Below are 16,762 nucleotides of genomic sequence, written 5' to 3'. Positions count from 1 at the left end.
GTCAATTGTTTTATAAGCATTAACCAATTTCCCTAATTTCCAACTTGAATTACATGATGAACAACCAGAAGCAATCGCTGATGACCATCCTGTTTGTGGGGGCTACACTAACGACTCCTTTATTTGCACAGGACGTCCAATCGGCCCTGAAGGATCTAGAAGCTGAGCGCTATAACAAGGCGGGGCAAACGCTAACGCAGTTGGCCACCAGCTCGCCGACGGCTGATAATCAGTTTTATCTGGGCTACTATTATCTACGAAGCGGGCAGCTGGATAAAGCTAAAGCAACGTTTGAAAAAGGTGCTGCTGCCGATGCCAAAAACCAATTAAACAACATCGGTCTGGCCGGGGTAGCCCTAGCCAAAAGTGATGGAGCTACAGCTAAAGGTTTAATTGACAACGCTGTTGCCCAAACGAAAAGCAAGAACCAGGATGTGCTGGTTCGTGGTGCTGAAATGTACACCTTGTTTGATCAACCGAAGCAAAGTGATCCGGCAGCTGCGTTGAGCCTGCTAACCGTTGCTGACGAGAAAGACAAGAAAAATGAAAACGCTGAGATCGAAATGTTGATGGGCGATGCGTACTTTCTGAAAAATGATGGTGGTAACGCGATCACGAAGTACGAAAACGCATTGGCGATCAATCCTAACCTTGCCGAAGCCAACTACAAAATTGGCCGTTTGTATCTGCGAGGTAAAAACTATCAGAAAGCACAGGATTTCTTTAAACTTGCCATTCAGGGTGATGCTGAGTTTGCTCCTACGTATCGTGCTTATGCCGATGCCCTGGCTAACTCGCGTGCCTACAAAGCGGCAGCTTCGAACTATGAACTGTATGTACAGAAAAGCGGTACTACAGACCCGGAGATGCTGCTTGACGTAGCCCGTTATAAATTCCTTGCTCAGGATTATCAAGGTGCTATCGCTTACCTGGATCAGCTGAAAGGTAAAATCAATAACCCAATTATTGACCGGATGTACGGTTGGGCCTATTCTGCATTGGGTAAGAACAATGAGTCTGTTGAATCCTTGGAACGATTCATCAAAGTTGCTCCTCAGAAAGTAATGGCTGACGACTATAAATACCTTGGCCGTGCATATGCCCAGTTGGGTAACCCTCAGGGTGATTCGTTGAGCATTGTAAACCTGGAGAAAGCCGCGCCAATGGATACGACCGAAAATCTGTATCGTGAAATTGCTAAAAAATACTACGATACGAAGCGGTATGACAAAGCAGCAACTTATTATAGTAAGACCATTGCAACCGACAAGAAACCACAAAACAATGACTTCCTGTGGTTAGGTCTTTCCAGCTACCAATTTGCCCCACGTGTTGGTCGGGATAGTACGATAGCAATAATGGATACCGCTCAGATCCGTCAGGTAAAACAACAGTACTATCTGCGTGCCGATTCAGCCTTCACACAAATGGCATCACGAATTGAAGCTGATGGCAAAAAGTATCCATTAGCCTATTACTATCGTGCCGGTGCTAACTATTATGCTTACCCTAAAGAGCAGGAAAAAGCAGCTGAGTTAGCGGGACCATTGTACGAAAAATTCATCGAGCAGGCTACGACTCCGGATTCAACTGATAAGACAGATTACAAACGTTATCTGATAACCTCTTATAAAGCACTGGCTGGTTTCGCACTCCTGAAGAAAGATGATGCTAAAGCGAAGGAATACTTTGATAAAGTATTAGCACTCGATCCGAATGACGAAAGCGTGAAAAAAGCGCTTGAAGGTCCAAAGGCCGCGCCAGCACCTACCAAAGTAGCGCCAAAGGCAACCCCTGCAAAAAAGAAAGTGGCCGATAAGTAATAGAATTTCTTGGCTGATACTCAAAAAAGCGTAGGTTCGAACCTACGCTTTTTTTATTTTACCAATAATAAAGCTTGTGACATTATTACAGCTAATATTCTGAATGGGAGTTGTAACTTTGCGGGCGCAAATTTTTGACTGATCTATACTGACATTACCTTAAAAGCCGTATGCTTAACCTTGTACTGTTTGGCCCGCCGGGTGCCGGAAAAGGCACCCAAAGCGAATACTTGATTAAAAAGTATAATCTGGTTCACTTATCTACGGGTGATTTGTTGCGTTCGCAGATTACTGCCGGTACGGAACTGGGGTTGCGGGCAAAGCAACTTATGGATCAGGGCTTACTAGTACCAGACGAGGTTGTGATTGGTATGATTGAAAACAAATTGGAGGAAAATCAATTAGTTGCCGGCTTTATTTTTGACGGCTTCCCTAGAACAGTACCCCAGGCTGTTGCTTTAGACCAACTTTTGAGTCAACATGATACGAAAATAACAACTATGATCGCTCTGGTTGTTGATAGTGAAGAACTAACACGACGGTTGTTATTGAGGGGACAAACTTCCGGACGCCCTGACGACCAAAACGAGGAACTGATTCGGCGACGCGTAAAAGAGTATAATGACAAGACAGCTCCTGTTGCTGACTATTATAGTCAACAGGGGAAATTCGCTGCGATTGACGGTATTGGTGAGATAGACACGATCTTTAAAGAGATCTGTTATCAAATTGATAAGGCAGTCGAGCGGTAACTATTTACTATGGCTTCATCGAACTTTATTGATTACGTAAAAATAAATTGCCGTTCGGGCGCGGGCGGTGCAGGATCCGTTCATTTTCGTCGGGAAAAACACACGCCCAAAGGTGGCCCGGATGGGGGCGACGGTGGTCGCGGAGGGCACATTATCCTTCGCGGCAACTCGCAGTTGTGGACTCTTTTGCATCTAAAATACCGCAAGCACGTTAAAGCAGGTCATGGTGTAGCTGGCGAAGGTGGCCGGCGGAGCGGTGCTCAGGGCGAAGATGTTATTTTAGATGTACCGCTGGGAACAATAGCGCGAGATCCCGAGACGAGTCAACAATTAGCCGAAATTACGGAAGACGGGCAGGAGATCATCCTGTTTGCCGGCGGACGCGGTGGCATGGGCAACGACCATTTCAAAACAGCGACCCAGCAAGCGCCCGAGTACGCTCAACCTGGCGAACCAGGTCGGGAAGAATGGGTAGTTCTGGAGTTAAAATTATTAGCGGACGTTGGTCTTGTTGGTTTCCCCAATGCGGGCAAATCCACATTGTTATCTGTTCTATCGGCGGCCCGCCCTGAAATTGCGGATTATCCCTTTACAACCCTTGTCCCCAATTTAGGGGTCGTAGCCTACAGAGATTACAAATCCTTTGTCATGGCCGATATTCCGGGAATCATTGAGGGAGCTTCGCAGGGCAAAGGACTTGGGCTGCGTTTTTTACGCCACATTGAACGAAACTCCATCTTACTGTTTCTAATTCCGGCTACCAGCGAGAACATTCGTCAGGAATACAATACCCTGCTGAACGAGCTACGTGAGTTTAATCCGGAGTTGATGGATAAAAGCCGGATGCTGGCGATCACTAAAATGGATTTGGTCGACGACGAAACCCGGCAAAAGTTGCAGGATGATCTACCCAAGAAGATACCGGTAGCGTATATTTCGGCAGTTAGTCAACAGGGTTTGGATGAGCTAAAAGATATGATCTGGCAAAACCTGACGAATATCGAGCCAGTCTGAGTAGTGCCTACATAAATTTATCTGCAAATAACCTGCCGGGGTTGTTGCGCTTTAACACGTATGAGATACTTTTCCGTAGCCATTGGTGCGGCATTTATTTTATTGCTTCCCATTCTTGCCTTAGCTCAGGTGCAGGTGTCTTTTCCAACAACCCGGGCGGTTCTGCAACGAAACAATTCAAACCAGGCCACTATTCGCATTACGGGGTATTACACGGCGCAGGTTGGGCGCATAGAAGCACGCTTACAGGCACGGGATGGTATAGGTGCATCAACGGATTGGACTACGCTCCAAAACAACCCGTCGGGGGGTGTATTTGCTGGCGACATAACGGGTTCCGGGGGATGGTATAACCTCGAAGTGCGGGGAATGAATGGTGATCAGCAGGTGGGCAATTCAACCCTAGTGGAGCGCGTTGGCATTGGCGAAGTATTCGTTGTTGCCGGGCAATCCAATGCACAGGGAGTCCATCAGGATGCGCCTAACCCACTTAATGATCTGGTCAACTGCGTTAACTACCGGTATCCCGACCAGGGATTTCCAAACGAACCACCCACACCCGTATTTACACAACTCGACAACTCATCCGGCTTTACCATCGCTCCCAGAGGTTTAGGTAGTTGGTCCTGGGGTCAGTTGGGCGACATTCTGGTAAAAAGGTTACGTGTCCCGGTTATGTTTTTTAACGCAGCCTTTACCGGAACATTTGTGCGTAACTGGCGAGACAGCGCGCCCGAAGGTGGAGTTGCCTATGGGCCCGGGGGAGCGTACCCTGCTCGTCAGCCATACATTAATTTAAAACTTGCCTTACAGTTTTATGCCAATTCGCTGGGTTTACGGGCCATACTTTGGCAACAGGGCGAATCAGACAACCAGTTTAAGACACCAAAAGATCAATACGTTAACGATCTCCAGTTTATCATCAACCAGTCACGGCAGGATTACAACAACAACATGTCGTGGGTGGTGGCCCGAGTAAGTTATAGTGACTTTAGTGGTGGGGTTAATCCAGTCATTATTGATGCCCAAAACCAGGTGATTAGTTCAACAGCTAACGTATTTGCAGGTCCTAATACAGACTTAATTCAAATACCACGCCAACGGCCACCACGTAATGATCCGGAAGGCGTTCACTTCGATTATAATGGCATTGTCGATTTAGCGAATGCATGGAATGCAAGCCTAAACGACTCTTTTTTTCAGCGTTCTACCCCCATATCTCCTGTTGGCTCGCCTACGATTTCTGTCGCCTGTGCCTCCAACAATAACCTTTCGCTTACCGTCAATGGCAATTATTCCAGCATACAGTGGGAGTCGGGCGAGTCAGGTAACAGCATAACAAAAGGAGCAGGCATATACCGGGCAAAGGTTAAAGATTCTCGTGGTAATACCTTATTTACGAATCAGATACGGGTGTCCGACGCCCCTGTAGCGGCAACAAGCGATAACAGGCCCCCTTCTGTTTGTATTGGCAGTAGTCTGGCATTAACAACAAATTACGATAACGTAACATGGCTAAACCAGCAAACTAATTCAACGGTAGCAACGTCAAGAAACTTCTCCACCGTTTCGGCTGGTGCTTACTTTGTTCGCTATCGTGACGTAAGTGGCTGCGATTTCACATCGAATGTGTTAAATGTAACGGTAAATCCACTCCCGCCTACACCCAGTATTACCAATGAAAAGCCAACGGTATTTTGTCAGGGCGACAACACAACGCTCCGTACCAATGTCGACAACATTCAGTATAACTGGAGCGATGGCCAAAAGAACAAGGTCGTAACTATTGGCAACTCCGGTTCTTATTTTTTGACGGTAACCGATCAAAATGGCTGTACATCGGCGCAGTCAAACGTAATAGCGGTGACAGCCAATCCTGTACCGGCTAAACCAATCATTGCCACAAATGGACCAACCACATTCTGCGCCGACAGGACAATCACGTTAACCGCTCCTCAGGATGTTGCTTACCAATGGACAAGTGGCCAGACAACCCAGAGCATTATACTAAACCAGTCTGGAAATTTTGCCGTCCGAACGAGTAACCAGTTTGGGTGTACATCCGAGCAATCAGACGTTTTAACCCTTAAAGTAAATCCCCTTCCCCAAACACCGTCTGTTACGGCTGGGGGTGCAACAACGTTTTGCGACGGCAATCGTGTTACGTTAAGTGCAAGTAGCAACAATGCAGTTGTTTGGTCGAGCGGCCAAAGTAGCTACAGCATTAGTGTTGGCACTTCTGGAAACTTTGCCGTCCAGGCGCTGGATCAAAACGGTTGCTTATCACCTTTTTCACCGGTTATAGCCGTAAAAGTTAACCCATTGCCGGCAACGCCAACCATCCTCGCGGCTCCCTCCCCAATCATTTGTGAAGGAGATAGAACCACCTTACGGGTTGATGGCCCCTACACAGTTTTCTGGAGCACCGGCGATTCTACACAGCGTATTATAACTGGTTCAGCAGGTAACTATACCGCAAAAGTTCGGGATGTCAATGGCTGTGTGTCACCTCAGGCAGGAACTATAACGGTTGAGCTAAGACCTCTTCCTCCCTCGCCTACCATTAATGTAATTGGCACATATACACTCCAAGCAGTAAGCTCAACGAATGGCACCGTGTTCCGTTGGCGGCTGGGTAGTGATTCGCTGGCAGCACAAACGGCAATAATTAAAGCAAATCAATCCGGATCTTATACGGCTCGCTCGTCAATCGTCTATTCACAGACACTAACCTGTTTCTCGTTACCATCAGCTTCATTTAACTTTACGGTTGATGTAAGCAACAAAGGACTAAGCATTTACCCAAATCCCAATCCGGCTAAAATCATCACCATCGAAACGCTGGCCAATCTGACAAATGCCGTCATCACGATTTACACGGTCAATGGACAGGTAATCTTTACCACTGCAGTTCCTTCCTTGGATGAGCGGAAACAGTTAGTTTTAACAAGTCTGATGTCTGGCTCTTACATTTTACGGGTTCAATCAACTGATTTTGACGTTTCAAAGCGAATTATATTAGGATTGTAATATAATTCCGCACAGACCGTTTAATCATAGATATTAGCACTAATTTTGCACTTTACCGGGAAAAGTCATTGACTCTCCGTAATATGAGGATAGGCTAAAAAAGCAATTGAATTGCTCACCTCGTTTCAGAACTGTCTCTAGAGCAAGTATCGCCCAACACGAAGTTATTGAAAGACAAAAAATGAAGAATCGTTACCTATTAAAACATCTAATTGTCATCAGCTTAGTAGCTACTGGTACACGTTTATCAGCTCAGACAACTAATCAGGTCTTAAAAATTACATATCCGGAAAGCCGGGCGATTTTTCAACGAGAAAATGACAATACCAGTACAATTTACTTATCAGGAAGTCTGTACCAACCCGTCGATAGCATTCAGGCACGCCTACAAGTAGAAGCAACCGGGCAGGGGCTCAACACCAACTGGGTTACTATCCAGCGCAATCCGCAGGGAGGAATTTTCCAGGGCGCTATACGAGCCAGAGGTGGCTGGTATCGGTTAGAAGTGCAGGCTTTTATTGGCGGTGTTGCTACAGCAAGCGATGTTGTTCGGAAGGTAGGCATTGGTGAAGTATTCATTATTACAGGACAGTCCAACGCGCAGGGTTTTCAAAATTATGGTGCCGTTGGCGCTGTAGACGACCGGGTAAACTGCGTCACGTACGACAACACAGCGGCTAATTCGCTGGGCGACCCGCCCGCTCCTTCTTTTCAGCAATTAACCGCTACGTCGTTAATTGGTCCGCGCGGAAAGAGTGCCTGGTGCTGGGGTTATCTGGGCGATTTACTGGTTAAGCAGTATAATGTTCCTGTCCTGTTCATCAATACGGCCTGGGAGGGTACCAGCCTTCAGAACTGGCGCGAAAGTTCACTTGGTTTAATTACTAAAAACTTATTTGCCCTTGGAACGCCTGGTGAAAACTTTCCCAAAGGAATGCCCTACTCAAATCTGGTCATTGCGCTACGATATTATTGCTCACTTCAGGGATTAAGGGCCGTGTTGTGGCAACAGGGCGAATATGACAACTTCCCGTTAAAATCGTCAAGGAAAGAATATGCGGATAACATGCAGTTTCTGGTCAATAAAACCCGTGCTGACACAGACAGATATCCGGCCTGGGTGTTGGCCAGATCTTCGTACAGTAATGGCACCGTAAGTGAAAATGTAATTCAGGCCCAGAATGATGTAATAAACACGTACAACAATAACGTTTTTGCCGGTCCGTTTACAGACAACATCCAGGTTCCACGCTTTGACGATGTTCACTTTGGTAACCGGGCAACCAACAACCCGGGCGACAAAGGGCTGAATGATCTGGGTCAGGCCTGGTTTGAAAGTCTCAACGCCGTTTTCTTTTCGAGTTCGCGCCCACTTCCTCCGTTGCCTCAGCCAACCATCACGGTAGCGTGTGCACCATCGGCAAATAGCGTGAGCCTGAGTCTGCCTAATTTGTATAAATCGTTTACATGGAGTACCGGACAGACCACACAGAATATTACCGTTACGCAACCGGGTGTTTACCAGGCTGTATTAAAGGACAATTTTGGAAACACGTACCTGTCTCCAGCCCTCGACCTGCAAGGGCCGATTCAGCCCGCAACGCCAACCATTTCATTAGCCAGCCAGCCAGGTAAGGTTATCGACAACCAACAGCAGATTTGCGCAGACTCTACTTTGTCTCTACTGGCCAACACGACCACTAACAGTACGGGAGTATGGGGCACGAGTACAACTACAACCATTGGCAAAGCAATAAAACTGAATCAGTCGGGTTCGTATAGTTTACAGGCCGTAAATATTTACGGCTGTAGATCAGCACAGCCCGCAGCGCTGAACTTAACGGTTCGTCCTAAAGTACCCACACCAAGTATTGAGCAGATTGGTGCGTATAGCCTGCAAGCCGTGTTGCCCAGGCCAACAGGAGGTCAGCCTGATTTATTTGACTGGCGACGAGCTGCGGGCGAAGTAATCCCCCAAACTGGTGCGGTTGCAAAGGTGATCGTCTCGGCCAACTATTCGGCACGTGCCCGAACCACGTTCACCCTCAATAATGGGTCCGCGTTGACGTGTTTTTCTGAATTTAGCACGCCTAAAGCTTTTGCCTTTGACCGATCCAATGGTGGGTTAAGCATTTATCCTAACCCATCATCGACAGGTTCGATCACCATCGAAACCATTGAAGACCTGGCTAATGCCAACGTCGATGTCTTTTCGCTAAGTGGGCAGAAGTTATTTTCATCGCAAGTTCCTTCGTTTAACGAACGAAAGGCCATTGATTTGACAGGACTGGGGCAGGGCGTTTATCTGGTTCGTGTGCGGTCGGCGGGCTTTGATGTATCCAGACGGATCATTATAAACCGATAAGTATCGCTTTTTCGCTTTATCAACAACAGCCCCCTCTGTAGAGGGGGCTGTTGTTGTTTACTCCCTTTCTATACTACGGCATGAATTGATAAAACAACGCTTGTGGGTTATATTTGACGCCTATTAGGCATTACGTACACCCCTAAACAAATGGGTCTATTGGTTTTATCGCTACCTTTGCGTAGGTACTGTCAACTAACTATATGAACGCAACTTACCTACCGGCCGATTACATACCGGTACTTATTCAATTAGGTCTGGCACTTGGTTTCATTGTAACGACAATGATTGTTACCCACTCTATTGGCCCGAAACGCAATAGCCAGAAAAAGGACGATCCATTCGAGTGCGGTATACCTGTACAGGGCGATGCCCGCACCCCGATTTCCATTAAATATTTCCTGATTGCCATCCTCTTTGTTCTGTTCGATGTGGAGGTTATCTTTCTATACCCCTGGGCTGTAAATTTCAAAGGACTTGGCATGACCGGATTCATTGAAATGGTTCTGTTCATGGGTTTACTTTTGGCTGGTTTCTACTACGTTATCCGTAAGGGTGTTCTAAAGTGGGAATAAGCCTTTAAATGAATTTTCGAACATATTTATTCGTTGTTAGGGTAAGCAACTACAACCGCAGACCGTGTTTTTATGGCAACTGATATCAAGCTGGCTGAAGCCCCCGCGAGTTATGATGGACCGGGTTTCTCGGCCACGTCATTCGATAAAATAATTGGACTTGCCCGGGCTAATTCGCTCTGGCCATTGCCCTTTGCAACATCCTGTTGTGGTATTGAATTTATGTCGACCATGGCATCACACTATGACCTGGCCCGCTTTGGTTCAGAACGACCCAGCTTTTCGCCCCGTCAGGCGGATATGTTGCTCGTAGCCGGTACCATTGCTAAAAAAATGGGGCCGATTGTGAAGCAGGTATATCTGCAAATGGCAGAACCCCGCTGGGTTATCGCGATTGGTGCCTGTGCATCGAGCGGTGGTATTTTCGATACCTACAGCGTGCTTCAGGGAATTGACCGGATCATTCCGGTTGACGTGTACGTTCCAGGTTGCCCACCCCGCCCCGAGCAGATTCTGGAAGGAGTTATGCAGGTACAGGAACTTGCCAAAAATGAGTCTCTGCGCCGTCGCAATACAGACGAGTATACGAAGCTGCTGAATTCCTACAACATTCAATAGAGAACAAGTTCGTAAAATGGGTGACCAAGCGCTATGCTGTGTTATTTATTTGCGAACTTGTCCATTCACTCCTTTATACATTGACAATGCTGACCAACGAAGAAGTTGCGCAGATTATAATAAACCAGTTTGGTGAGACCGTTACGGACTTCGATGATCCGTATAACCTCCTGACCTGCTCAACCAGCCGGGACCAGATTGTTTCGTTGGTCAAGTTTTTAAAAGAACACTCAACGATACAGATGGGCTTCCTGACCGATATCACAGCGGTCCATTATCCCGATTCGGTGGGCAAAGAGTTTTGTGTTGTATACCATCTGCATAGTTTGACCAGAAACTTTCGGCTGCGGGTCAAAGTCTACTTAACAACAGAGGATCTTCATATTACAACCCTTATTCCACTCTTTGCCAGTGCCAACTGGATGGAGCGCGAAACCTTCGACCTGTTCGGCATTCTCTTCGATGGTCACCCCGACCTACGCCGGATTTTGAACATGGAAGAAATGGACTATCACCCGATGCGCAAGGAATATCCGCTGGAAGATGCGACTCGGGAAGACAAAATTGATGCATTGTTTGGACGATAAATATCAGGGAAAGAGCGAAAGAGTGAATGAGCGGTACTACCAGCTGTTTGTCACTCTTTCACTCTTTCGCTCTTTCGCTCTTTAAATATGGTTTCTGAAGAACTCGATATTGCGAATAAAAACTTACCTGCCGAGCAGGGTCCGGTTCAATACGTCAATGAACTGACAACACTAAACCTCGGTCCTACTCACCCCGCTACCCACGGAATTTTTCAAAACATCCTGCAAATGGATGGCGAAAAAATCGTGTCGGGTGAGCAGACCATCGGCTACATTCACCGGGCGTTTGAAAAAATTGCCGAACGTCGGCCGTTTTACCAGATCACGACCCTCACCGACCGCATGAACTACTGCTCGTCGCCCATCAACAACATGGGATGGCACATGACGGTAGAGAAATTGCTGGGCGTTGAAGTACCCAAACGGGCGCAGTACATCCGGGTTATCATGATGGAACTGGCTCGCTTGTCCGATCACCTCATTTGTAATGGTATTCTCGGTGTCGACACTGGTGCCTTTACCGGCTTCCTGTACATCTACCAGGAAAGGGAGCACATCTACGAAATTTACGAAGAAGTTTGCGGAGCGCGTCTCACTACCAACATGGGTCGGATTGGCGGTATGGAGCGCGACCTCTCCCCTACGGCTATTCGTAAGATCAAAGAACTGCTCGTTCGTTTTCCGAAAGTGCTGAACGAGTTCGAAAACCTCTTTAATCGCAACCGTATTTTTATGGACCGCGTGGTGAACGTGGGTGGCATTTCGGCAGAACGGGCACTGAGCTATGGCTTCACCGGCCCTAATTTGCGGGCTGCGGGGGTTGACTACGACGTTCGTGTCATGAATCCTTACTCATCGTACGAGGACTTCGAGTTCGATATCCCGGTTGGTCAAAGTGGCGACACTTACGACCGTTTCATGGTTCGGAACGAAGAAATGAAGCAGAGCCTGCGCATCATTCAGCAAGCCATAAACAATCTGCCCGAAGGATCTTATTTTGCCGATGCTCCTCAGTACTACCTGCCTCCAAAGCAGGAAGTGTACAAGAATATGGAAGCCCTCATTTACCACTTTAAAATAGTGATGGGTGAAATTGATGCGCCCGTTGGCGAAGTCTATCATGCGGTTGAAGGCGGCAACGGAGAGCTCGGCTTCTACCTGATCAGTGATGGTGGACGTACCCCATACCGGCTGCACTTCCGACGTCCATGCTTCATCTATTATCAGGCTTATCCTGAAATGTGTAAGGGGCTGACCCTGTCTGATGCCATTGTAATCATGAGTAGCATGAACGTCATTGCCGGTGAGCTGGATGCCTAAATTTGCCATTTACTATGACAACTGAAACCAACAATACTGTAACTTTTACCCCGGAACGGCTCACCAAAGCACAGGAAATTATTGCCCGATATCCGGAAGGCAAGCAAAAATCAGCTTTATTACCCTTGTTGCATTTATTGCAGGAACAGGAAGGCTGGACCAGCCCTGAGGGTATGGATTGTGTGGCCCGGATGCTCGACATTCAGCCAATCGAAGTATATGAGGTAGCGTCATTCTATACCATGTACCACCTCAACCCGGTTGGTAAGCACGTTATCGAATACTGCCGCACAGGTCCCTGCTGCCTCATGGGTGGCGAAGAGGTATACGCCCACCTAAAGCAACGGCTCGGCATTGATACGGGTCAAACAACCGTAGATGGTCAGTTTACGCTCAAGGAAGTAGAGTGTCTGGCAGCCTGCGGTATGGGACCGGTGTTTCAGATTCGGGAAAAATATTACATGCACCTCACCAACGAACGTGTGGATGAGATCATTGATGAACTGTCGAAATAACCGCACACATGGCTACCAAAATATTAACTGAGCATATCAACGTTCCCGGCATTGAAACGTTCGATGTATACCGGAAGCAGGGCGGCTATACGGCCGTAGAAAAGGCAATCAAGACAATGACGCCCGAAGCCATTGTTGAAGAGGTGAAAAAAGCGGGCGTTCGGGGTCGGGGCGGTGCCGGATTCCCAATGGGCATGAAGTGGAGCTTCCTGGCAAAACCGGAAGGTGTTCCCCGTTACCTCGTCTGCAATGCCGATGAATCGGAGCCGGGTACGTTCAAAGACCATTACCTGATGAAGAACATTCCTCACTTACTGATTGAGGGAATGATCATTTCATCGTTTGCCCTGGGTGCCAATAAGTCGTTCATCTACGTACGGGGCGAGTTAATGTACGTTATCCATATCCTTGAGAAAGCTATTGCCGAAGCAACGGCAAAAGGCTTCTTAGGAAAAAATATTCTTGGCAGCGGCTACGATCTGGAATTAGTTGTGCAGCCTGGTGGGGGTGCCTACATCTGCGGTGAAGAAACAGCATTGCTCGAATCACTGGAAGGCAAGCGCGGCAACCCACGAAACAAGCCTCCATTTCCAGCCGTAAAGGGATTGTATCAATCTCCAACGGTTGTTAATAACGTAGAATCCATAGCTACAACCGCCTGGATTATTAATAATGGTGGTGATGCGTATGCGGGCGTAGGTATCGGCCGCAGTACGGGTACCAAACTCATTTCGGCATCGGGGCATATCAATAAACCCGGCGTTTACGAAATTGAACTTGGCGTTCCTGTCGAAGATTTCATCTATGCCGATGAGTGGTGTGGTGGTATCCGGCCGGGGCACAAGTTTAAAGCACTCGTTGCCGGTGGTTCATCCGTCCCTATTCTGCCAGCGAATCTGGCCCTGACATTAGCCAATGGCGAAAAACGCCTGATGAGCTATGAGTCATTGTCTGATGGTGGTTTTGCCACCGGTACCATGCTGGGTTCGGGTGGGTTTATCGTATTCGACGAAACCTCGTGTATCGTACGGAACACATGGAATTTCTCCCGTTTTTACCACCACGAGTCCTGTGGTCAGTGCAGTCCCTGCCGGGAAGGAACCGGCTGGATGGAAAAAGTACTGCACCGTATTGAACACGGACACGGGCACCAGCAGGATATTGACCTGCTCGTAGATGTAGCCAAGAAAATTGAAGGAAATACAATTTGTCCACTTGGAGATGCTGCTGCCTGGCCCGTTGCCAGTGCAATTCGTCACTTTCGGGATGAGTTCCAGTGGCATATCGACAATCCAGCCGAAGCTACCCAGCCTGGGGCGGTTTACCGGGGCGATATGGCGTTAGTATAGCTAACCTATATTGGGGTAAAGGCACTTGAACAAAATAAGACAAATAGCCACACTCATTCAACTAGTTATGATAAACTCTAAACCCTGAGAACACATTAACACGTAAAATTGCTTACATGCAGCGCCTGGTACTAAATTTATATAATACCCTTAAAAATAAGGCTTGGTTTTTGACTTTAATTTTTTGCTTAGTCTGCACGGCAGTAATTTTCTTCGTCAAGATAAATTTATCCAAGAGTTATTTCCCTGACATTTCTGGCTCAGAGCGGAGTACAACGTATGGTATCCAACTGATTGCCGATGGTCGGCATTTATACTACAATCCAGAAGAAATTCCTTTTTGGGTTACACAGTATGCACCAATCTACTACCAGTTAGTTGGAAATATGTACCGGCTAACCGGTTGGGACCCGACAGATATTCACAGGGTTCAGTTAGTGAGCCGTATAATGTCGTTTGCCTTGGTGCTGTTAGCAATGGTCGTGGTATCTATAACAGCTTATAGGTTCCTGCGAATAAGGCTCACGCAAACGATATTGTTTTGTTGCCTTGTCTTTGGTGTTCTGCAACATTGGCACCTAACCAATTCCCGGGCAGACAGTCTGCTTTTTTTGTGTACAACAACGTACCTGTATTGTATGCTGCGCGGAGTAGGTCAGGAGAATTTATGGAATCGCTATGTTCTGGCAGCAGTTCTTCTGTCAGTTACGTGTTTTTTCATAAAGCAGAGCGGTATGATTCACATTGCGATCCTGCTTGCCTACTTAATTTTGTTTGGACACTGGCGTATCCTGATTCGCACCGTTGGGTTGATGGCGGTTACGTTTGTAGGGTTGACCTTGTTGCTGGATGAAGGTAATTATCAGGTATTTTTTCAGAATCTTTTTATCAGTCTGGCGTTGCCACTTTCTCCAGTCTGGTTTTATGATTACACGTTCCGACACCTGATTCCAACCGCCAGTTTACTGATTGCGGTATCGTTTTTAATCAGCTTTAAATGGTTGCTTACGGGTACAGATAATCCCCAACGGTTTCTCGCCCTGGCAACGTTTATGTTTTTTGGATTTGCCACGGCTACGGCATTTAAACATGGTGCCGCTGTGGGTTATTATCACGAATTCGCCTATACCGGCTTGCTGGTAATATTTTGGTATTTTTGTAATGAAAAATCAATTGCGCAGACGAGTGAGTTAGGCAAGTATTTATTTCCGGCAATGATTTGCATGACCATGCTCTTTTTTGTGAGTAAGCAGATAGAGCGGTATCAAAGTATCAATAATGGTCATTATGCGCTCATGTACCGGGATGAACTGATGGTTAAAAAGTTTGTAGAGCCTCAACTGTCGGAAAAAGATAAAATCGTTGTCACGTTTGGGGACGATTTCGAGGGATGGATGCTTCATCAAATGCTGTTTCGCCATGAGTTAGCCTACTCCGACGATATCCTGCGATTTTTGTACAATAGTAAAAAGTATGATTTTAGTCGGTTCGATGAATTAGTAAAACAGGGAGGGGTAAAATTCATTATCACACCCAGAAAGAATTCGCTATACTTCACTGCTTTGAACCATACGTTTGACTCGCGTGACTACGTATTAGCGAAAGAAATGGGCGTGTATCAAATTTATAAGCATAAATAAGGTCACGCCAGAACTTGTTGTTTGTCAACTTAGTAAAAAATTATGGCTGAACAGGAAATAAAGCCGCAACTCTTAAAAGTTACCATCGACGGAATTGAGGTCGAGGTGGAGCCGGGAACAACTATTTTGCAGGCTGCTCGGAAAATAGGGCCAGCAGTGGCTCCGCCAGCCATGTGCTATTACCAGCCACTCAAGGGCAGTGGCGGCAAATGCCGGGCTTGTTTAGTTCGTGTGGCCGCCGGATCGGCGAAAGACCCACGCCCAATGCCCAAGCTGGTGGCGTCATGTCTGACAGCGGTGCAGGATGGCATGATCGTTGAAAATGAGACCAGCCCACAGGTTATCGACGCCCGCAACGGGGTTGTTGAATTCCTGCTGCTCAACCACCCACTCGATTGTCCCGTTTGCGATCAGGCCGGCGAGTGCGACCTTCAAAACTTTGCCTTCGACCATGGCAAAGCAACCACCCGCTATGAAGAAGATCGCCGGACGTTTGAGAAACGGGATATCGGCCCTTTCATTCAGTTGCACATGACGCGCTGTATTCTCTGCTATCGATGTGTGTACACGGCCGATCAGATTACGAATAAGCGTGTTCACGGTGTGATGAACCGGGGCGATGCATCGGAAATCAGTACGTACATCGAGAAAGCCATCGACAATGACTTTTCCGGTAACGTCATTGATGTGTGCCCGGTTGGTGCTTTAACGGATAAAACGTACCGATTTAAGAATCGGGTTTGGTTTACCAAACCTGTTGATGCCCACCGTGATTGCCCTACCTGCTCAGGCAACGTTACGCTCTGGTATCGGGGTGACGAAGTGATTCGGGTAACCGCCCGCAAAAACGAGTGGAGCGAAGTAACGGAGTTCATCTGTAACACCTGCCGCTTCGAAACGAAGAAAACCAGTGACTGGACTATCGAAGGGCCAACAAAAATATCTCGCAGCTCCGTCATTGCGGCCAACAAATACCGGGCCGACACGATCAAGCCCAGCTTCGGCGAACGAATGGCGGCTGCTGATTATAAGCCTATTGACGATAAGCGCGACACATCGCAACTAACCATTCAGCAGTTGCCACCCGAGCGTTTCGCCAAAGTCTTACCCGCTGCATTAGATCCAGAACCTTAATTAGTAACAGGTACATGGCTTTGGCTTTCGGTTAGTGGAC

Annotated in this window: 13 protein-coding genes; all 13 read left to right on the top strand. The window is 47.3% G+C overall.

Going from position 1 to position 16,762, the window contains the following annotated elements; all coding sequences use genetic code 11:
- Positions 1 to 53 precede the first annotated feature (53 nt).
- The 13 genes from CRO74_RS11300 (at position 54) to CRO74_RS11240 (ending at position 16,722) form a co-directional block, all read left to right on the top strand.
- Complete coding sequence (locus CRO74_RS11300) at positions 54 to 1,823, top strand: tetratricopeptide repeat protein (protein WP_097126177.1); 1,770 nt, start codon at positions 54 to 56, stop codon at positions 1,821 to 1,823.
- 170 nt (positions 1,824 to 1,993) lie between these two features.
- Positions 1,994 to 2,575 carry an adenylate kinase gene (locus tag CRO74_RS11295; RefSeq protein ID WP_097126176.1) on the top strand — a complete coding sequence of 194 codons (582 nt, stop codon included), beginning with the start codon at positions 1,994 to 1,996 and terminating at the stop codon, positions 2,573 to 2,575.
- Positions 2,576 to 2,584: 9 nt separating this feature from the next.
- Positions 2,585 to 3,589 carry a GTPase ObgE gene (gene obgE, locus CRO74_RS11290; RefSeq protein ID WP_097126175.1) on the top strand — a complete coding sequence of 335 codons (1,005 nt, stop codon included), beginning with the start codon at positions 2,585 to 2,587 and terminating at the stop codon, positions 3,587 to 3,589.
- Between the two features lie 60 nt (positions 3,590 to 3,649).
- On the top strand, positions 3,650 to 6,619 hold the full coding sequence (locus tag CRO74_RS11285) for a T9SS type A sorting domain-containing protein (RefSeq protein WP_097126174.1): 2,970 nt from the start codon (positions 3,650 to 3,652) through the stop codon (positions 6,617 to 6,619).
- Between the two features lie 181 nt (positions 6,620 to 6,800).
- Complete coding sequence (locus CRO74_RS11280) at positions 6,801 to 8,984, top strand: T9SS type A sorting domain-containing protein (RefSeq protein WP_097126173.1); 2,184 nt, start codon at positions 6,801 to 6,803, stop codon at positions 8,982 to 8,984.
- Positions 8,985 to 9,187: 203 nt separating this feature from the next.
- Positions 9,188 to 9,559 (top strand): NADH-quinone oxidoreductase subunit A, encoded by a 372-nt coding sequence (locus tag CRO74_RS11275; RefSeq protein WP_012929574.1) that lies wholly within the window; start codon positions 9,188 to 9,190, stop codon positions 9,557 to 9,559.
- 72 nt (positions 9,560 to 9,631) lie between these two features.
- Entirely contained in the window at positions 9,632 to 10,177 is a 546-nt protein-coding gene (locus CRO74_RS11270) for an NADH-quinone oxidoreductase subunit B (protein ID WP_012929575.1), read from the top strand.
- Positions 10,178 to 10,263: 86 nt separating this feature from the next.
- The gene (locus tag CRO74_RS11265) at positions 10,264 to 10,764 is read left to right on the top strand and encodes an NADH-quinone oxidoreductase subunit C (RefSeq protein ID WP_097126172.1); all 501 of its coding nucleotides are present in this window, start codon (positions 10,264 to 10,266) and stop codon (positions 10,762 to 10,764) included.
- Between the two features lie 87 nt (positions 10,765 to 10,851).
- Positions 10,852 to 12,084 carry an NADH-quinone oxidoreductase subunit D gene (locus CRO74_RS11260; RefSeq protein WP_097126171.1) on the top strand — a complete coding sequence of 411 codons (1,233 nt, stop codon included), beginning with the start codon at positions 10,852 to 10,854 and terminating at the stop codon, positions 12,082 to 12,084.
- Between the two features lie 14 nt (positions 12,085 to 12,098).
- Complete coding sequence (locus CRO74_RS11255) at positions 12,099 to 12,599, top strand: NADH-quinone oxidoreductase subunit NuoE family protein (protein ID WP_097126170.1); 501 nt, start codon at positions 12,099 to 12,101, stop codon at positions 12,597 to 12,599.
- A gap of 8 nt (positions 12,600 to 12,607) precedes the next feature.
- Complete coding sequence (nuoF, locus tag CRO74_RS11250) at positions 12,608 to 13,948, top strand: NADH-quinone oxidoreductase subunit NuoF (RefSeq protein ID WP_097126169.1); 1,341 nt, start codon at positions 12,608 to 12,610, stop codon at positions 13,946 to 13,948.
- A 116-nt stretch (positions 13,949 to 14,064) separates the two neighbouring features.
- Positions 14,065 to 15,588 (top strand): MFS transporter, encoded by a 1,524-nt coding sequence (locus tag CRO74_RS11245; protein WP_144035902.1) that lies wholly within the window; start codon positions 14,065 to 14,067, stop codon positions 15,586 to 15,588.
- 42 nt (positions 15,589 to 15,630) lie between these two features.
- Complete coding sequence (locus tag CRO74_RS11240) at positions 15,631 to 16,722, top strand: NADH-quinone oxidoreductase subunit G (protein ID WP_097126167.1); 1,092 nt, start codon at positions 15,631 to 15,633, stop codon at positions 16,720 to 16,722.
- Positions 16,723 to 16,762 lie beyond the last annotated feature (40 nt).

It is taken from the genome of Spirosoma fluviale (assembly GCF_900230225.1).
Classification (GTDB): domain Bacteria; phylum Bacteroidota; class Bacteroidia; order Cytophagales; family Spirosomataceae; genus Spirosoma; species Spirosoma fluviale.
This window is presented reverse-complemented; position numbering and strand designations above follow the sequence as displayed.